Annotated in this window: 16 protein-coding genes and 2 pseudogenes; 5 read left to right on the forward strand and 13 right to left on the reverse strand. The window is 44.1% G+C overall.

Annotated elements, in window-relative coordinates; translation table 11 throughout:
* Nucleotides 1–17 precede the first annotated feature (17 nt).
* Complete coding sequence (locus ACFQ21_RS27175) at nt 18–155, forward strand: type II toxin-antitoxin system HicA family toxin (protein WP_377585887.1); 138 nt, start codon at nt 18–20, stop codon at nt 153–155.
* Nucleotides 156–381: 226 nt separating this feature from the next.
* On the opposite strand, the gene lhgO is transcribed toward ACFQ21_RS27175, so the two are convergent.
* The 5 genes and pseudogenes from lhgO to ACFQ21_RS27200 all read right to left on the reverse strand — a co-directional run bounded on the left by lhgO (nt 382) and on the right by ACFQ21_RS27200 (nt 6,081).
* Nucleotides 382–1,578 carry an L-2-hydroxyglutarate oxidase gene (lhgO, locus tag ACFQ21_RS27180; RefSeq protein ID WP_377585116.1) on the reverse strand — a complete coding sequence of 399 codons (1,197 nt, stop codon included), beginning with the start codon at nt 1,576–1,578 and terminating at the stop codon, nt 382–384.
* Nucleotides 1,579–2,085: 507 nt separating this feature from the next.
* Nucleotides 2,086–4,332 (reverse strand): annotated as a pseudogene (locus tag ACFQ21_RS27185) (aconitate hydratase); the annotation flags it as partial.
* A 41-nt stretch (nt 4,333–4,373) separates the two neighbouring features.
* The gene (locus tag ACFQ21_RS27190) at nt 4,374–4,883 is read right to left on the reverse strand and encodes a MarR family winged helix-turn-helix transcriptional regulator (protein WP_377585118.1); all 510 of its coding nucleotides are present in this window, start codon (nt 4,881–4,883) and stop codon (nt 4,374–4,376) included.
* A gap of 144 nt (nt 4,884–5,027) precedes the next feature.
* Nucleotides 5,028–5,711 (reverse strand): GTP cyclohydrolase I FolE, encoded by a 684-nt coding sequence (folE, locus tag ACFQ21_RS27195; protein ID WP_377585120.1) that lies wholly within the window; start codon nt 5,709–5,711, stop codon nt 5,028–5,030.
* Nucleotides 5,671–6,081 carry a 6-pyruvoyl trahydropterin synthase family protein gene (locus ACFQ21_RS27200; protein WP_377585122.1) on the reverse strand — a complete coding sequence of 137 codons (411 nt, stop codon included), beginning with the start codon at nt 6,079–6,081 and terminating at the stop codon, nt 5,671–5,673. Before ACFQ21_RS27200 ends, folE begins: the two co-directional genes overlap by 41 nt.
* Before the next feature lie 591 nt (nt 6,082–6,672).
* Here ACFQ21_RS27200 and ACFQ21_RS27205 point away from each other — a divergent pair.
* From ACFQ21_RS27205 to ACFQ21_RS30550, 4 genes and pseudogenes are all read left to right on the forward strand, one after another.
* Complete coding sequence (locus ACFQ21_RS27205) at nt 6,673–7,329, forward strand: phosphoadenylyl-sulfate reductase (protein WP_377585124.1); 657 nt, start codon at nt 6,673–6,675, stop codon at nt 7,327–7,329.
* Nucleotides 7,330–7,344: 15 nt separating this feature from the next.
* Nucleotides 7,345–8,265 carry an NAD-dependent epimerase/dehydratase family protein gene (locus ACFQ21_RS27210; protein WP_377585126.1) on the forward strand — a complete coding sequence of 307 codons (921 nt, stop codon included), beginning with the start codon at nt 7,345–7,347 and terminating at the stop codon, nt 8,263–8,265.
* 33 nt (nt 8,266–8,298) lie between these two features.
* Entirely contained in the window at nt 8,299–9,885 is a 1,587-nt protein-coding gene (locus ACFQ21_RS27215) for a Na+/H+ antiporter (RefSeq protein ID WP_377585128.1), read from the forward strand.
* Between the two features lie 129 nt (nt 9,886–10,014).
* Nucleotides 10,015–11,974, forward strand: a pseudogene (locus tag ACFQ21_RS30550) (insulinase family protein).
* A gap of 55 nt (nt 11,975–12,029) precedes the next feature.
* Here the strand turns inward: ACFQ21_RS30550 and ACFQ21_RS27230 are convergent.
* The 8 genes from ACFQ21_RS27230 to ACFQ21_RS27265 all read right to left on the reverse strand — a co-directional run bounded on the left by ACFQ21_RS27230 (nt 12,030) and on the right by ACFQ21_RS27265 (nt 18,808).
* Complete coding sequence (locus ACFQ21_RS27230) at nt 12,030–12,446, reverse strand: BrxA/BrxB family bacilliredoxin (RefSeq protein WP_377585135.1); 417 nt, start codon at nt 12,444–12,446, stop codon at nt 12,030–12,032.
* A 36-nt stretch (nt 12,447–12,482) separates the two neighbouring features.
* Nucleotides 12,483–12,830 carry an SUF system Fe-S cluster assembly protein gene (locus tag ACFQ21_RS27235; RefSeq protein WP_377585138.1) on the reverse strand — a complete coding sequence of 116 codons (348 nt, stop codon included), beginning with the start codon at nt 12,828–12,830 and terminating at the stop codon, nt 12,483–12,485.
* Nucleotides 12,827–13,261, reverse strand: a complete 435-nt coding sequence (locus ACFQ21_RS27240) for a SufE family protein (RefSeq protein ID WP_377585140.1) — start codon at nt 13,259–13,261, stop codon at nt 12,827–12,829. The genes ACFQ21_RS27235 and ACFQ21_RS27240 overlap by 4 nt, the downstream gene beginning before the upstream one ends.
* A gap of 3 nt (nt 13,262–13,264) precedes the next feature.
* Nucleotides 13,265–14,512 (reverse strand): aminotransferase class V-fold PLP-dependent enzyme, encoded by a 1,248-nt coding sequence (locus tag ACFQ21_RS27245; protein ID WP_377585142.1) that lies wholly within the window; start codon nt 14,510–14,512, stop codon nt 13,265–13,267.
* 2 nt (nt 14,513–14,514) lie between these two features.
* Nucleotides 14,515–15,822, reverse strand: coding sequence for a Fe-S cluster assembly protein SufD (gene sufD / locus ACFQ21_RS27250; protein WP_377585145.1), 1,308 nt, complete (start codon nt 15,820–15,822; stop codon nt 14,515–14,517).
* A 10-nt stretch (nt 15,823–15,832) separates the two neighbouring features.
* A complete protein-coding gene (gene sufC / locus ACFQ21_RS27255) occupies nt 15,833–16,588 on the reverse strand; it encodes a Fe-S cluster assembly ATPase SufC (RefSeq protein WP_377585148.1) in 756 nt (251 codons plus the stop codon).
* A 68-nt stretch (nt 16,589–16,656) separates the two neighbouring features.
* Entirely contained in the window at nt 16,657–18,102 is a 1,446-nt protein-coding gene (gene sufB / locus ACFQ21_RS27260; RefSeq protein ID WP_377585151.1) for a Fe-S cluster assembly protein SufB, read from the reverse strand.
* A 241-nt stretch (nt 18,103–18,343) separates the two neighbouring features.
* Nucleotides 18,344–18,808, reverse strand: coding sequence for an Lrp/AsnC ligand binding domain-containing protein (locus ACFQ21_RS27265; RefSeq protein WP_079688822.1), 465 nt, complete (start codon nt 18,806–18,808; stop codon nt 18,344–18,346).
* Nucleotides 18,809–19,468 lie beyond the last annotated feature (660 nt).

The raw sequence follows: 19,468 nt of genomic DNA on the forward strand, positions 1-19,468 counted from the left end.
CTTGAAAAAGACGTTTTATTTTCGTTCGGCAATCGGGGAGTCATGCTATATATCGTAAAGCTGGCTCCAAAATCATTATAGTACCGATCCGTAGCAAAGATATACTGACCGGTACATTAATGTCGATTTTAAAAGATGCAGTACTGAAAGACTGATAAGGAATTAAGAAGTGAAGGGATTTGTCTCTTCGCTTTTTTTGTTTCCCGCAGAAGGCCTGATTTACGCAGGCCAAATGCACTGTATACTAATAGTAAAGCCTTGTGTACTTTTTGAAATGAAAGTAAATATATAGGGACAAGGAATAGTGAATCGATGAGAATGTCGATTCGTCATTAAAAACTTATCTGCGTAAATCTGCTTCCTCTGCGGGAAAGAAAGAAATCAGAGTCTCTTCTGCACAAGCTCCGCTACAGTTTCGCCTATAGATAGCGAAGACGTGGCCGCAGGCGATGGTGCGTTGCATACGTTGATGGCCAGCTTTTCTTCGAGGATCATGAAGTCGTCCAGCAGGCCACCGGTTCGGTCGCAGGCTTGTGCACGTACACCGGCACCGCCTTCAATCAGGTCTTCTTCTTTTATCTCGGGCAATAATTTCTGAAGTGCTTCGGTAAATGCTTTCTTCGAGTAGGAGCGGTACATCTCACCAAAACCAGTGCGCCAGTATTTCGATACAATTTTACGGAAGCCAGGCCATGCGAGTGTCTCACCAAGCTCTGCCAGATTTATATCTGATTTTTTATACCCTTCGCGCTTGAAGGCGAGCACTGCATTAGGTCCACACTCAACACCGCCACCGACCATCGTAGTAAAGTGTACACCCAGGAACGGAAAATTCGGATCGGGTACCGGGTATATCAGCGTTTTTACAAGATACTCTTTCTCTTTCTTCAATTTATAATATTCACCGCGGAACGGTATAATCTTTACGTTCACATTCTGCGATGTTAATCGCGCGATCTTGTCAGAATATAGTCCGGCACAGTTTACTACAAGCTTGCTGCTATAGGTTGCTTTCGGTGTTATTACTTCTACGTTATTGGTACTGAAGCGTATGTCAATCACTTTCTCACCGAGTTTTATTTCTCCGCCTTTTTGCAGAAGTACTTCGGCATACTTTTCTGCTACTACGCGGTAGTCAACAATACCGGTTTGCGGAACATGTATACCAGCTATACCGGCAACGTGAGGTTCATATTCCCTAAGTTCTGATGCATTGAGCATCTTCAGGTTTTGCAATCCATTTTGCTGACCGCGATCAAATATATTCTTCAACAGCGGCAGTTCGTTGTCGGCTGTGGCGACTATCACTTTACCGCAGATGTTGTGCGGTACATTATATTGTTTGCAGAAATCGAGCAGCAGGTTGTAGCCATGAATGCAATTCTTGGCTTTGAGACTTCCCGGTTTATAGTATATACCGGAATGTATCACGTTGCTGTTATTGCCGGTCTGGTGATTGGCAACAGCGTTCTCTTTTTCAAGAAGTACTACTTTTAATTGAGGATTCCGGTTGACTAGCTGTAAGGCTGTGGCGAGCCCGACTGCTCCGCCTCCGATTACAATAACATCGTACTGCACAGGATGATATAATTTTTGCCCGAAGCTAACGATTAAATCTGATACTGCAGACTATAAATATACCAAGTGCGTGTAAATGAAAAGCCCCGCAGGAGCGGGGCTTTTACTTTTCTATTTTTTCTTTTTAGCTACTTTCTTAACAGCCTTCTTCGGTAATTTTTTCGCGGCCTTCTTAGCGGTAGCCGTTACTTTCTTCACCGGCTTCTTCGCTGCCTTTTTAGCAACTACTTTCTTCACCGGTTTCTTTGTTACCTTTTTAGGAGCTGCCTTTTTCGCTACAGTTTTCTTCGCTGCTTTTTTAGGAGCTGCTTTCTTCGCTGTAGTTTTCTTGGCTGCCTTTTTAGGAGCACTCTTCGAAGCTGCTTTGGTAGCAGGTTTAGCAGGAGCTGCCTTCTTCGCTGGTGCGCTCTTCTTTTTAGCGGCAGGTTTAGACTTTGTCGGAGCTGAAGCTGCAGGTTTAGCGGGAGCTGCTTTTACAGCTTTCTTCTCGTCAGCAAATTTCTTCGCCATCAGGTTCAATGCTGAACCTGCTTTGAACCACTCGATCTGGTTAGCATTGTACGTATGATTTACCACGATGCTATCTTCAGATCCATCAGCATGGTGAATTGCCAGCGTAAGAGGTTTTTCAGGTGCGAACGATGTTAATCCGATGATATCAAATGTATCGTCTTCCTGTATTTTGGTATAGTCTTCCTTGTTAGCGAACGTAAGGGCAAGCATACCTTGCTTCTTCAGGTTCGTTTCGTGAATACGTGCAAATGATTTTACAAGTATAGCGCGTACACCCAGGTGGCGTGGCTCCATCGCTGCGTGTTCGCGTGATGAACCTTCTCCGTAGTTCTCATCACCAACCACGATTGATCCTATACCTTCTGCTTTGTAAGCGCGTTGTACTTTTGGTACTTCATCGTACTCAGCAGTAAGACCATTCTTTACGCTGTTGATCTTTTCATTGAAAGCGTTGGTAGCACCGATCAACAAGTTGTTGGAAATGTTATCGAGGTGACCGCGGTATTTTAACCATTTACCCGCCATCGAGATGTGGTCAGTAGTACATTTACCTTTCGCTTTCAGGAGTAAGCGAAGACCTTTCAGATCTTTACCTTCCCAAGGTTTGAATGGATCGAGTAACTGCAAACGATCTGATACCGGATTTACTTTTACCGATACTTTGCTGCCATCTTTAGCAGGTGCCTGGAATCCAGGATCTTCAACATCGAAACCTTTTGTAGGAAGCTCATCTCCGGTAGGAGGGTCAAGCTTCACTTGTTCACCACGTTCGTTGGTGAGGTAATCAGTGGTTGGGTTGAAAGTAAGATCACCGGCTATAGCAAGTGCTGTTACCAGTTCAGGCGAAGCCACGAATGCATAAGTATTCGGGTTGCCATCGTTACGTGACTGGAAGTTACGGTTGAAGGAGTGAACGATGGTGTTCTTCTCTTTCTTCTCAGCACCCACGCGGCTCCACATACCGATACAAGGTCCGCAGGCATTCGCAAATACTTTTGCACCGATCTGATCGAATGTATCAATAAAGCCATCGCGCTCAATGGTATAGCGCACAAGCTCTGAACCTGGCGTGATGGTAAATTCTGCCTTCGTCTTTAATCCTTTTTCAGCAACCTGTTTCGCAAGACTGGCTGCGCGGGATATATCTTCGTAAGAAGAGTTTGTACATGAACCGATCAATCCTACTTCAACAGTAGTAGGCCAGCCATTCTTTGCAGCTTCTTCTTTGATTTTAGATATAGGAGTAGCCAGGTCTGGTGTGAACGGACCATTCAGGTGTGGCTCAAGTTCAGAGAGGTTGATCTCAACAACCTGATCGAAGTATTTGTCAGGATCTGCATATACTTCAGGGTCAGCATTAAGATGTTCTTTAACAGCGTTGGCAAGTTTTGCAACTTCTGAGCGGCCGGTAGATTCAAGGTAACGTTCCATTGACTCATCATAACCGAAGGTAGAAGTAGTAGCACCTACTTCAGCACCCATGTTACAGATGGTACCTTTACCGGTACAGCTTAATGACTCTGCACCTTCACCGAAGTATTCAACAATAGCACCGGTTCCTCCTTTAACGGTGAGTATACCTGCTACTTTCAGAATAACATCTTTAGCAGAAGCCCATCCATTTAATTTACCGGTAAGTTTTACACCGATAAGTTTAGGGAATTTCAACTCCCATGCCATGCCTGACATAACATCAACAGCATCAGCACCACCGACACCTATAGCAATCATACCAAGACCACCGGCATTTACCGTGTGCGAGTCAGTACCGATCATCATACCACCGGGGAATGCGTAGTTCTCTAACACAACCTGGTGAATGATACCGGCTCCTGGCTTCCAGAAGCCGATACCATACTTATTGGATACAGAGGCAAGAAAATCATATACCTCTTTACTTTCTGCATTCGCGTTTACTAAATCTTCCTGAGCACCTGTTTTAGCAACGATCAAGTGGTCACAATGTACGGTCGATGGCACCGCTACTTTCGGTCTGCCTGCAGACATGAACTGTAACAATGCCATCTGTGCGGTGGCATCCTGCATGGCTACACGGTCAGGAGCGAAATCTACATAAGACTTTCCACGGCCAAAGTTCTCCAGCTTTTGATCTTCATGGAGGTGAGCGTACAATATTTTTTCTGACAACGTAAGAGGACGGTTAACAACTTTTCGGGCTTTGGCTATGCGTGCGGGCATCTTAGCATACAAAGCCTTGATCATTTCTAAATCGAATACCATAAGAGTTTAAATTTAAAGCGATGCTAAAGTAGTAAACTTTTTTATCGCGAAGAAGTTTCCGCCTCGAGCGTTTGCTTCGTACTCGTTTGCTTTACTTTATCAGAGCCTCTGACTTTGTCTAACAAGTGGTTTAAAGTGTGGGTTTCATCTTCTGTGAGATTATGTAAAATGTCCTCGAAGGCATTCACCTCAGTTTGCATCTTGTCAAGAACTGCAAGGCCTGTCTGGGTGATTCTGACTTCAACGCTTCGCTTGTCCTTCTCGCAGAACTCGCGCGTAACAAAACCTTTAACACGCAGGCGTTCAACAATCCGTGATGCATCAGACATCTTATCAAGCATACGATCTTTGATAAGGTTGATAGATGCGTGACCCGGTAACTGGCCTCTCAGGATTCTCATTACGTTGTACTGCTGACGTGTAATGTCGTGTTTTTTGAAAACACCATTCATCTTGTCCACCATGTAGTAATTGGTGAAGAGCATGTTCAATAAGGCTTTCTGATACTCGTTCTGAAAGTCCTCCTGTTGGATGTCTTGTTCAAATGACATAGTAATGGGGGGTCTGGGGTTTAACAACTTATTTTTTATGTACAACCAAATTAACCATTAATGCTATTCGTTAGACAGAATACCTTAATAATCCGGTACAACACGTATCTCCCAACACACAACTAAAAAGGCCCTTTCGGGCCTTTATTTGCTATTAATGTAGTTTAAGAACTCGCGTTTAATATTTTCATCATTGAATTTTCCTGAGAAATAAGCTGTACCAGTTTTGCTGTTTGTATCACCAACTCCGCGTGAAGCGACACACATGTGGTTGGCATCTATCACCACACCGATATCTTCTGTCTGTAATACGCGCTGCATTTCTTTTCCGATCTGTACTGTTAAACGCTCTTGTACCTGTGGACGTTTGGAGAAGTATTGTACGATGCGATTGATCTTTGATAAGCCAATTACTTTACCACTCGAGAAGTATGCTACATGTGCCTTGCCATATATAGGCACAAAGTGATGTTCGCAGTGTGAATAGAACGTGATGTCTTTCTCCACCAGCATCTGATCATAATTATACTTGTTCTCGAAGAGTCGTGGATGCGGACGGTTCTTGGGATTCAATCCGCTGAACACTTCCTTCACATACATCTTGGCTACTCTGCGCGGAGTTCCGTTGAGACTGTCGTCTGTCAGATCAAGACCGAGGATCGTCATGATTTCGCGAAAGTGTTTTTCAATCTGCTCGATCTTCTCTTCATCATCCAGGTCGAATGCATCGGCACGCATCGGAGTCTCGGCCGATGTACCAACGTGATCCTCCGAAAGATCTTCAGCATCAGTTGGCTGGATATTCAACGAAATTCCTTTCTGTCTCATACAAAGTAATTTTCAATTCAAATTTAGAGTCTATATGCTGCCGTAGTATTCTCCAGATTATAATGGCAATATTTTCAGCAGTTGGGTTTAGTTCTTTAAAATATTCTAAGTCAAGATTCAGGTTACGGTGATCAAACTTGTTCAACACATGTTGCTTTACCAGATCGCTCAGCACTTTCATATCATACACATAGCCTGTGGCAGGGTCTGGTTCTCCAGTCACACTGACAATTACTTCGTAGTTATGGCCATGAAAATTAGGATTGCTGCACTTTCCGAATACTTCCTGATTCTTTTCGGGCGACCACTCCGGATTAAAAAGTCTATGGGCAGCATTAAAATGTTCCTTGCGCGATACCTTTATCTTCATGTCATAAAGGTAAACAGGATTGCCATTAAAAGGTTCAGACTGAATTTTTTTATCCAGGGCAGGGAAGGAGAGGAGAGGCTGGTTTCTTGTGGTGTTGAGTAAGAAGATTAAGAAGTAAGGAGTAAGAATCAAGGAGTAAGACAATACGATTAATCGTAAAGGTATAGCTCCGTTACTGATCCTTCACGTTTAAGTAGTTTGCAATAAGGTACTGATATATACCTGGCAAGTATATAGATCTGCGGCTAAGAAAGTATACCGTGAGGTATATCTAAGGATTGAAACTGTATACGGGCCCTGTATCATCCTTACAACCATTCGGTACATTGAAGTCGGATGAAACATGAACAGATTCATGATTAACATGAACTATTTGCCGATCATTTTGGGTTTGCCCAAATACAGTCTGACCGCAAAATGCAAGTATCGTGAGTAATACTGCTAAAAGTATGCGATATTTCGGATTCAATTTTAATGAGGTTTAGGATTGAACAATGCTAATATACAACGATAAAGTAATAATGCAACAAAACTTTATCTTTATTTTGATTATTAGCTAGTTAGAGTGGTTTACTTAATGGTTGAATTACAGTGAAAATCGAAGAAATAAAGGCCAAGCTTGAAGCTTACAAAGCCGAAGACAAGAAGCTGTTCACGACTTCATCGTTCCAGTCGCACAGCCTGGTATTGCTGCATATACTGAGTCGTATTGATAAATCTATACCGGTATATTTCATCAACACGGGGTTTCACTTCCCGGAGACGGTGCAGTTCAGAGACTATATCGGTAATGCGTTTGGTCTGAATATAGTTGATCTTAAATCAGACGTGCCCAAGTTTATGCAGCGTGATGCTGAAGGACGATTACTCTTTACATCCGATCCAGATCACTGCTGCTACCTGAATAAAACTCAACCAACGGATGCCATACTGCTTTCGCACGATGTATGGATAAACGGAGTGCGTGCCGACCAAAGTGCTGTGCGCGCTGCTATGAAAGTAGAACAACCTGCCAAGCACGGATGTATACGCTTTCACCCGATGCTCGACTGGAACGCCAAGATGATCTGGCAGTATCAGAAAGAGTATAATTTACCCAAGCATCCGCTGGAAGAAAAAGGATACATCAGTATAGGATGTGAACCTTGCACCCGTAAATTAGACCCCGAAATGCAGGAGCGTGAAGCACGCTGGTTCGGTATGAACAAAGTAGAATGCGGTCTGCATACAGATTTAATCAACAAGTAGTATTTCAACCCCATCATGAAAGTATTAGTTACCGGAGGTGCCGGATATATAGGCACTGAGTTGATCAGTGCGCTGATAGCAAAACCAGAAGTAGATCAAGTCATTGTATACGATAACCTGAGTCGTCCGAATTACAACATGTTTCTCGGGCTGCGTCTGCAGAAGCACATGAAGATAACTTTTGTAAAGGGCGAGCTGCTGGATTCACGGGCACTCCGTAAAGTTCTGAAAGGTGTTGATGTAGTATACCACCTGGCCGCAAAAGTAACGACACCATTTGCCAATGCCGATGCGCACTCGTACGAACAGGTTAACCACTGGGGCACGGCCGAACTTGTATATGCGGTAGAGGAGAGCAACGTTAAACGATTTATATATACCAGCAGCACAGGTGTTTATGGCTCATCGAAAGAAGCGGCTGATGAGTTAACGGCTCCGGATCCACAAACACTTTATGCGATCTCCAAACTGCGTGGCGAAGAACACGTGCGCAGACTTTCAGAAAAGATTGATACTTATATCATGCGCTGTGGAAATGTATATGGATATAGTCGTAGCATGCGCTTTGATGCTGTTATCAACAAGTTCGCCTTTGAAGCAAACTTCATGAAGCTCATCACTATACAGGGCGATGGCAAACAATCACGTACATTCATTCATGTTGACATGCTGGCGAATGCGCTTGGCAACTTGTTAACGGCACAGCTTGCCAACGGCACCTACAACCTGGTGGAGCGCAATCTGAAAGTAATTGATATACTCGATGTGCTGAAAGAACTGATCCCTCCGCTGGAATTTATTTTTATCAACCAGCATCTTCGTTTACACGAGCTGAACGTTAAGGTAAATCAGCAGGTAAATGATATATTGGGGGTTGCAAATAACAGACCGTTGAAGGAAGAACTGGAGGAGTTCCTCACGAAATTCAGCTACTGAGTTCAGCCATCTGTTTTTTACTAACCCCACTGCATGCAAAATATAGCTACTGTTATAATTCTGCTTGCCGTAGTCACTGCGTTGGCAGAGGTAACGGATAAGATCAGAGTACCATATCCTATTCTCCTGGTTATAGCCGGGATCGCCATTGGCATGATTCCAGGTATGCCTTCTGTTTCCCTTGACCCGGAAGTTGTTTTCCTCATCTTTCTGCCACCCGTGTTATACTCTGCGGCATGGAATACATCGTGGCCGGATTTCAGAGCTGCGAAACGTCCTATAACTTTATTGGCTATAGGGTGTGTAATCTTTACTACCTGTGCCGTAGCGTGGGTGGCACACCTGGTAATTCCTGGTTTTAACTGGGCCGAATCATTTGTACTCGGTGCTGTCATTTCGCCACCCGATGCTGTAGCCGCTACGGCAGCAACCAAAGGTTTAAGTTTACCGAAACGTGTTATCACCATCCTGGAAGGTGAGAGCCTTGTGAATGATGCAACGGGTCTGATCGCCTATCGGTATGCGGTAGCGGCTGTTGCTACGGGAGCATTTAATTTGTGGAATGCGGGTATCCAGTTCATTGTAGTGGCTACCGGAGGTATAGCTTTAGGATTGGCAGTAGGTGTGATCTTTAAATGGATCCATAAGTTTACACCTGATAATCCTACAACCGATACTACACTTACATTTCTGGCACCCTTTGTTGCATATTTAGGGGCCGAGTCCATTCATATTTCCGGAGTGTTGGCCGTAGTGGTTGCTGGTTTATATGTGAGCTGGAATTCCAGTGAAGTCTTTTCACAACAAACGCGCCTGCAAGCCTATGGCTCATGGAACACTGTACTCTTCATTTTGAATGGAGTCATTTTTATTCTCATCGGTTTACAACTTCCCGAGATTGTGGGTAACATCGGTGCTAATTCTTTTTGGGCATGGAAGTATGCAGTCATCATCAGTATAGCGGTAATCATCGGTAGAATTATATGGGTATATCCCGGAACCTATATCCCACGCTGGCTCAGCAAACGTGTTTGCGAACAAGAGCCTGATACCAACATTAAAATTACTACCATTGTGGCATGGTCGGGTATGCGAGGCGTTGTGTCACTGGCGGCTGCGTTGGCTTTACCGATCACCATCAATGGATCAACTCCATTTCCACAACGGAACCTTATTATATTCCTTACCTTTTGTGTGATCTTCTCAACACTTGTGCTTCAGGGATTAACACTTCGCCCGTTAATTAACTGGTTAGGAATTCAATCGGATGGAAAAGATCACCAGGACGAACAGCGTGCAAGATTGGTGCTGGCTTCATCTGTCATCGAACACATCGAAGAAAATTATGCACTGACGTTGAGCGATGAGGTATTGAACCAAATCAAAACAAAGTATGAAATTCGTATTCAGCGATTGCGGAAAGATCAGACCGAGCAACGCCTCAACGATGAGCAGATCCACGAATTCCACCGGCTCCAGCAGGAGCTGTTACATAAAGAGCGCGCGGACCTGATTCGCATGCGCAGAGAAGGTGCCATCAGTGATGAAGTACTTCGAAGAATAGAGTATGAACTTGATCTCGAAGAAACCCGACTCATGCTGGAGCGGAGCCTCACCTAATTATACCATTGCCTTCTTCTATATAGCGCTCGTCAGAAATCAATTCTTTTCAGGGTTGGATTTTAGTGTATTTGCAACACTGTAAATAACTCATATATAGTAAACTAACCCAAATCTGAAAAGGTATTTATGAAGAAACTGCTAGTCCTGGCATTGGCACTTGCACCACAATTGATGATGGCGCAGGTGAAGCTCGTTGAAAAAGTTGAGCAGAAGGGAGACCAGGTTGTTATTCCCTATGAAAAGTATGTATTGCCCAATGGGCTTACGGTAATTGTGCATGAAGATCACAGCGATCCGATTGTACATGTTGATGTAACGTATCACGTGGGATCTGCCCGTGAAGAAATTGGTAAGTCGGGCTTCGCACACTTCTTCGAACACATGATGTTCCAGGGAAGTGATAACGTTGGTGATGAACAACACTTTAAGATCGTAACCGAATCCGGAGGAACGCTGAACGGAACAACGAATCGTGATCGTACTAATTATTTTGAAACCGTTCCGAGTAACCAGTTGGAAAAAATGTTGTGGCTCGAAGCGGATCGCATGGGCTTTTTACTCGATGCTGTAACGCAGAAAAAATTTGAGATACAGCGTGCTACTGTAAAGAACGAGCGTGGACAAAACTATGATAACCGTCCGTATGGATTGGTAGGTGAGACCATTGCCCGCAATCTATACCCGTATGGTCATCCATACTCCTGGTTAACGATCGGGTATATTGAAGACCTGAATCGTGTTAACGTAAATGACCTCAAGAATTTCTTTCTGCGCTGGTATGGACCGAACAACGCAACGGTAACGGTAGGCGGTGATGTAAAAGCTGCTGATGTTGTAAAGCTTGTTGAGAAATACTTTGGTTCTATACCGAAAGGTCCGGAAGTGCAGAACATGAAACTGCCGGCACCAGTAGTTTCAAGCGATCGCTATGCAACATTGGTTGATAATTATGCGCGCCTGCCACAACTTGTTATTACATACCCAACCGTACCAAGTTACCATCCGGATGAACCGGCACTGGATTGCCTCGCAGAAATTTTAGGACAAGGCAAAAACTATGGCATTGCTGGAAGAGCGCATGCTGCGTCCTAAATTTACTCCGGAGGCTTTCGCGCGAATTCAGAAGCAAACTATAGAAGGTTTCAAGCAACGCAAGTCACAGCCAGCCATCATTGCCAGTGAATTATATACCAAGCTTAATTATGGTGGCGATAATATCTTGGGATTGAATGATGTCGGATCAGAGTATACCGTTAAGAATTTAACACTTAAGGATGTTGAGGATTACTACAGCAACTATATCACATCAACCGGTGTGGATGTAGTGGTAGTGGGCGATGTAAAGCAGGCAACCATTCTTGGCAAGCTCGATTTCCTGAAGAAGCTTCCTGCTAAAGATGTAAAACTGGCTACACCAGCAAAAGCTCCTGCCATCGACAAGACTCGTATTTATATAGTAGATGTACCAAAAGCAGCACAGACCGAGTTTCGTGTAGGCTATGTTACCGGCTTGAAATATGATGCTACCGGTGAGTACTATAAAACAGGTTTGATGAACTATGCACTGGGTGGAGCTTTTAACAGTCGCATAAATCTGAACCTGCGCGAAGACAAAGGCTGGACCTACGGAGCACGCTCTGGCTTTAGCGGTGATAAATATAGCGGCGAGTTTGTATTCAGTGCCGGTATAAAAGCTGCTGCTACGGACAGCGCTTTGGTAGAAGTGCTGAACGAGCTAAACACCTATGCGAAGAGCGGTATACAAGATAGTGAGCTTCTGTTTATGCGAAGTGCTATCGGTCAGCGCGATGCATTGCGCTATGAAACAGGCTTTCAGAAAACAGCGTTCATCGCGAACATTCTCCGCTATAATTTACCGGGTAACTTTGTAGAACAGCAAAGCAAGATTGTAAGCACGATTTCAAAAGATGAGTTGAACAAACTCGCTAAGCAGTGGATCGATACTTCCAAAATGAATATACTGCTGGTAGGCGATAAGACTACGATACTTCCCGGGCTTAAACGTTTAGGTTACGAGATCATCGAGCTTGATATAAACGGCAACAAAAAAGGAGTGATCAACTGATCACTCCCGTATATACTTTAAATAAAAAGCGGGCTCTAAACCCGCTTTTGTTTTATTAGCAATATTCATCGAATACTTCTACCAGGTGCTGGCCGATCATCTGGGCATTTCTGCCTTCGATGTGGTGGCGCTCTACGAAGTGCACCAGCTCACCATCTTTAAACAATGCTATGGCCGGAGAAGATGGCGGATAAGGCAGTGTATATTCTCTTGCCTTTGAAACCGCTTCTTTATCAACACCGGCAAAAACAGTAGCCAGGTTATCCGGTTTCTTAGGAGATGACTGCAACGCCCACTTAACGCCTGGTCTTGCAGCACCAGCAGCACAACCACAAACTGAGTTGATCACCAGCAGGATCGTTCCTTTCTTGTTTTGAAGGTAGCTATCTACTTCGTCAGAAGTTTTTAGTTCAGCAAATCCAGCGCTCGTCAGGTCGGTGCGCATGGGTGCTACTAATTGTTCGGGATACATAGTTTTATTGACAGTTAAATCTGATAGTATAACAAATTATAGAAATCCTAGTTCAAGTTTGGCAGCCTCGCTCATCATGTCCTGCGAGTAGGGAGGATCAAAGGTAATCTCGACTTTCACATCGTTGATGCCTTCAATAGCTTTTATTTTTTGTTCCACTTCTCCGGGAATCACTTCGGCCGAAGGGCACGAAGGCGAAGTAAGCGTCATCTGAATATATACATTGTTTACCGGGTAGATGTTGATTTCGTAAATAAGGCCTAACTCGTATACATCTACCGGAATTTCAGGATCATAAACCGTTTTAATGGCTTGTATCACTTTATCCCGAAGCTCAGGAATTGTGGTTTGCGATACATTCAGATTTTCAACCTGCTCACTCATGACTTAACTTCCATTTTGGTTTTAAAGGCAAGCGCATACAATTTCATTTGTTTGATCATGGCTGCAAAACCATTCGAACGCTGTGTGCCGATGAATCGTTCCATACCAATCTTGTTCATGAAGTAAAGATCAGCATTCAGGATCACATCAGGCGTCTGGCCATTGAAAATGCGCACCAGCAGACTTACCAATCCTTTTGTTATCGCAGTGTTGCTATCGGCTGTGAAGTATAGCTTGTTGTCTTCCAGTTTGCTGGTTAACCATACTTTCGACTGGCATCCTTTTACAACGTTATCTTCTGTTTTATCAACTTCAGGCATTACAGGTAATTTCTGGCCCAGCTCCATAATGTAGAAGACCGTCATTTCCATATCACCATCCAGCAGCGAAAACTCACTTATGATCTCGTCTTGTATCTGATTGATCGTCATTGTTTACTTCATGAAGTTAATGACCCGCTCCAAACCCTCTACGAGCTGATCAACCTCTTTCTTAGTATTATAAACCGCGAACGAAGCCCTTACAGTTCCTTCAATGCCATAGCAAGTCATGAGAGGTTGTGTGCAATGATGCCCGGTGCGAACCGCGATACCGCGCGCATCCAGCATCTGGCCAATATCGAAGTGGTGAATGCCTTCCACCGTGAAAGCTAAAACGCCCACTTTGTTTTTGGCAGTACCCACAAGCTTCACCGATTTCAGTTTCGAAACGCGTTCTGTTGCGTAGGTTAACAGCTCATGTTCATGTGCCGCTATATTTTCACGACCCAGTTCATTGATAAAATCGAAAGCATATTTATAGGCTACTACATCGGCAATGTTCGGAGTACCCGCTTCGAATTTATAGGGAAGGTCGTTGTATGTAGTTTTCTCGAACGTAACTTCCTTGATCATTTCACCGCCACCATGGTAGGGAGGCATCTTTTCAAGAAGTTCTTTTTTACCGTAGAGTATACCAGTGCCGGTAGGACCGTACATTTTGTGTGCAGACAGGCAGTAGAAATCACAATCCATGTCCTGCACGTCAATCTCTAAGTGAGCACCTGCTTGTGCACCATCAATCAAAACAACAGCGCCAACTTCATGCGCCAGTTTGATTACTTCCTTCACAGGGTTAATCGTTCCCAGGCTGTTGGAAGCATGGTTGATGGCTACAATCTTTGTTTTACCGGAGAGTATCTTTTTGAAAGTATCCAGATCAAGTTCACCTTCCGGAGATACCGGGATCACCTGCAGTTTTGCTTTCTTCTCTTCACATACCAGTTGCCACGGTACAATGTTCGAGTGATGCTCCAGGCCCGATATAATAATCTCGTCACCTTCTTTTATAAAAGCCCTTCCATACGATGATGCCACCAGGTTTATACCTTCGGTTACGCCTCTCGTAAAGATGATCTCTTGTTCAGACTTCGCGTTGATAAAACGCTGTGCTGTATGGCGCGTCTCTTCGTAGGCTTTCGTTGCTTTCTCCGCCAGTGTATGTATACCGCGGTGTATATTGGCATTGTAGCTTTTATAATAATCGATCAAGGCATCGATCACAACCAGCGGCTTCTGCGAAGTAGCAGCGTTATCAAGATATACTAAATCGCGACCGTTAACCTGTTGATGAAGGATCGGAAATTGTTTTCGGATCGCTTCAATATCAAGTTTACCGGCTATAGCAGGAGAGGAGGAAACCATACCTAAAAGTTTTTATGTAACCTTTCGCTGATTACGTTGTCGAGATATTCTTTGATCACAGGGTGCTTCACATTGTCCAGTACTTCGCCCGCGAACGCGTAGAGCATCATAGCCTGTGCTGTTTCTTTACTGATACCGCGTGCCTGCAGATAGAAGAGTGCTTCTTCATCCAACTGCCCCGTAGTACAACCGTGCGAACATTTTACATCATCTGCCCAGATCTCAAGCTGTGGTTTGGTGTTTACCGTAGCTTTATCGGTGAGCAGTATATTCCGGTTTGCCTGGAAGGCATTTGTTTTCTGAGCATTAGGACGCACGTAGATCTTACCGTTGAACACGCCTTTGGAGCTGCCATCCATAATACCTTTATACATTTCATTGCTGAATGAATTAGGCTTCCGGTGATCAACAACGGTATGGTTATCCGCCAGTGTATCGTTTGTCAGCAAATATAGTCCGTACATGTGCGATTCAATTCCTTCACCATCCAGCACAAACTGCAGGTTGTTTCGTACCAGTTTACCACTCAGGGTAAAGGTATAGGTATTAACACGGCTGAAGTTAGACTGGTATATCTGTGTAAGACCGAACTGATAGCGAGGTCCGTTATCGTTTTGAATGGAGTATAGATTGAGAGCTGCATTCTCGGCCACAACGGCTTCTGTTACCGTATTCGAGAAGTTTGCTGAACCGGTTGAATCGAATTTCTCCAATACAGTCAGCTCGCTGCTCTTGCCTACAACAATCAGGTTACGGTTAACCGATATCACCTGACCTTGTGCAGCATCGTGTATATGGTGAAGTACAACAGGCTTCTCCACTACTGTGTTGTCAGGAACGTATATAAATACACCATCCTGAAATGCGGCCGTGTTCCAGGCTATAAATGCATCAGCCTTTGCATCCGCATATTTACCCAGGTGCTTCAATACAAGATCAGTCTTGGTAGACAGTGCTTCCTGTAAAGTAAGAACGGTAAGCCCGGTTGATTTGATCGAAGATGTTTCCTTCGAAAACACCCCGTTTACAAATACCAGTACATCAGCTTCAACTCCGGCAATGGTATAGTCAGAAACGTTATTGATTTTGGAAACCGGATTCTGCAGAGCGAAATTGAAGTTCTTCTCCAGTGATCGGGTTATCGGTGTGAATTTATACTCTTCTGCTTTGTTTGCAGGAAGTCCAAGCGTACGGAAATTCTCCAGCGCTTCCTTGCGAAGAGCAGTTTCCGAAGATGCAGTCTTCAGACTCTTCTCAATGCCTGCAGCAATCTCGGACGTGATATTTTTTTCAGATACAGCAACACTCATCGTTCTTGCATTAAGCTACTGAAACTTCATCCTTAATCCAGTCATAGCCTTTTGCTTCGAGCTCCAGTGCTAATTCTTTCGTGCCTGACTTCACGATCTTCCCTTTGTAAAGTACGTGTACAAAATCAGGTACGATATAATCCAGCAGTCGCTGATAGTGTGTTACTACAATAACTGCGTTTGATTTATTACGAAGTTTGTTAACGCCATTTGAAACGATCTTCAACGCATCGATGTCAAGACCAGAGTCTGTCTCATCAAGTATAGCAAGCTTTGGTTCAAGCATCGCCATCTGGAAGATCTCGTTGCGCTTCTTCTCACCACCGGAGAAACCTTCGTTGAGGGAACGATTCAACAGTGATTGATCGATCTCCACAAGCTTCATCTTTTCGCGCATCAGTCCGAGGAACGATACAGCGTCAAGTGCAGGTTGTCCGCGGTGTTCACGAATCTGGTTCACAGCAGTCTTCATGAAGTTGATAGTGCTTACGCCCGGAATTTCCACCGGGTATTGAAATGCGAGAAACATACCTTCGCGGGCACGTTCTTCCGGTTCCAGTTCGAGCAGATCTTTTCCGAGGAACTCAACTTCACCACCGGTAACTTCATATTCTTCACGGCCTGCCAGTACCGATGCAAGTGTACTCTTACCAGAACCGTTAGGGCCCATGATGGCGTGCACTTCACCCGGTTTTACTTCCAGATTGATACCGTTCAGTATTTGTTTGTCTCCGATCTTCGCTTGCAGATTCTTTATTGTTAACATCGCTATATCTTCTTTGCTTTATATACTATATGTTTTGGTGTATGAAGGATTTATGCTTCACACGTAAATTATCCTACACTTCCCTCCAGGGTCAATGCCAGTAGTTTTTGTGCTTCCACAGCAAACTCCATCGGGAGTTGGTTGAGTACTTCTTTGGCATAACCATTCACGATCAGTGCTACAGCAGATTCTTCATCGATACCGCGTTGCAGGCAGTAGAAGATCTGGTCTTCACCAATCTTGGATGTTGTAGCTTCGTGCTCGATCTTGGCTGAGTTATTTTCAACATCTATATACGGGAAGGTGTGCGCTCCGCATTTGTCACCCATCAACAATGAGTCACACTGTGAGAAGTTGCGTGCACCTTCTGCGCGTTTCATGATGTGAACTTGTCCACGGTAGCTATTCTGCGAGTGTCCTGCAGATATACCTTTCGATACGATGCGCGACTTGGTGTTCTTACCGATGTGAATCATCTTCGTACCGGTATCAGCCTGCTGATAGTTGTTGGTAACGGCTACGGAGTAAAACTCACCCATGGAGTTATCACCTTTCAATATACACGAAGGATATTTCCAGGTTATAGCCGATCCGGTTTCAACCTGTGTCCATGAAATTTTAGAACCATCGCCAAAGCAAAGGCCGCGCTTCGTTACAAAGTTATAGATACCGCCTTTACCTTCTTTATCACCCGGGTACCAGTTTTGTACGGTTGAGTATTTTACCTGTGCATCTTTCATCGCGTAGATTTCAACTACCGCTGCGTGTAATTGATTCTCATCGCGCATAGGAGCGGTACAGCCTTCGAGGTAACTGACGTAAGAACCTTCATCGGCTACGATCAATGTTCTCTCAAACTGGCCCGTATTCGCTGCGTTAATTCTGAAGTATGTAGAGAGTTCCATCGGGCAACGAACACCTTTGGGAATATAGCAGAACGATCCGTCTGTAAACACAGCGGAGTTAAGCGCTGCAAAGTAATTATCGTTTACCGGCACAACCGAACCCATATACTTCTTCACAAGGTCAGGGTGTTTTTGTACGGCTTCGCTGAACGAGCAGAAGATGATCCCCAGTTCGCCCAGTGTTTCTTTAAACGTAGTAGCAACCGAAACGCTATCGATAACAGCATCCACGGCTACACCGGTTAGTCTTTTCTGTTCTGTTAAAGATATACCCAGCTTTTCGAAAGTCTTGATCAGCTCAGGATCAACGTCCTCCAGGTTTTTAGGAGTTGCTTTTTGCTTGGGGGCAGAGTAATAAATAACGTCCTGATAATTAATAGGAGGGTAGGTAACGTTCGGCCAGGTGGGTTCTTTCATTTTTGTCCACTGGCGATAAGCGGAAAGGCGCCACTCGAGCAACCACTCGGGTTCGTTTTTCTTGGAAGAGATAAACCGGATGATGTCCTCGTTCAACCCTTTGGGAGCAGAATCGGTCTCGAAGTTGGTGGTCCAGCCGTGCTCGTATTCCTTGGAGGTCAGCTCCTCTAATACCTGATTATCTTTACTCATTCAGTTCGTCTATTTAGACTGATTATAAACCTACAAAGCTATAACAAAAATGAAATTTTTAGGTTCTTAGGCCCGTTTATTTCCCCATAGAAGTTTTCTATTGCCTAATAGAAATTGCAAACACATGTACGTATTTACGACAACTCTTTCAAAATCAATCACATAAAAAATCCCGAAGCGAGGTTCGGGATTTCAATGCGTTGTCGTGAGGTTGTAAGTTGGTTGAATATCGATGTAAGTACTAGGTGAGATTCAAACTGCGATCGAGACTTTCTTCCAATGAGATCATCGTTTCAGTACGCTCAATACCTTCCACCTGTTGTATTTTATCATGAAGTACTTGCTTCAGGTGATTGGTGTCTTTGCAATGTATTTTGGTAAACATACTATAGTTACCCGTTGTATAATGAATGCTGGTGATCTCGGGAATCGCTTTGAGTTTTGCCATTACCTGATCGTAGAGTGCGCTCTTCTGCAGGAATATCCCGATAAAAGCCGTGATGTCATAACCAAGCTTGGCGTAGTTTACCTTTAGCGTAGTCTTCTCAACAATGCCGGCTTCTTCCATTTTATTCATGCGAACGTGGACTGTACCACCCGAAACAAAAGCTTTTTTGGCCACTTCGGTATAGGGTTTCTTGGCATCCTGCATCAGAATCTCCAGAATCTTCAGATCCACATTGTCAACTTTATAATTTTCGGCCATATATAAAACTGGTTTTAGTTTTAATTCAAAAATATGAAATAAAATTGAAAAGTATATAAATATTATTAATGTTTATTGATTCGAGCAGCAGTTTTGGTGTTACTTTGTTACATAATTTACAACGAGACGCACTGATCACACACACACTCAAAGCCCACACAAACCCATTGTAGGGTGTTGGAATTTGGCAGACATGCCCTCCGGTCTCGAGGGTGGAGGTAACGGGATAAAGTCCAGCCTTTGGCGACCTAACTGCTCCGTGGAGGTTCGAGCCCTCCCTCTACAGCAAAGTCTCCCGATAGCTATCGGGAGCATCACACACACAACCAACCACACAAATATATTGTAGGGTGTTGAAATTGGCAGACATGCCCTCCGGTCTCGGGGGTGGAGGTAAACGGAACAAAGCAATGCACCCTGATCCCGTTCAAATCGGACAAGATCAGGTCAGCGCCTAACCGCTTCGTGGAGGTTCGAATCCTTCTCCTACAGCAGCTCAGTTTAGGTTAATGAGTTATTCAGAGCTACCCGCTTCTCCAGGAGAGGCGGGTTTTATTTTTTTAACGATGCCGCTACTTTTCTGTTATTTCTTCATCTAAACATTGTTTTCATCCCCCAAACGTGATAAATCTTTGCGATCTAATTTGATTTGCTGATAAA

Source organism: Ohtaekwangia kribbensis (assembly GCF_042676245.1).
Classification (GTDB): domain Bacteria; phylum Bacteroidota; class Bacteroidia; order Cytophagales; family Cyclobacteriaceae; genus Ohtaekwangia; species Ohtaekwangia kribbensis.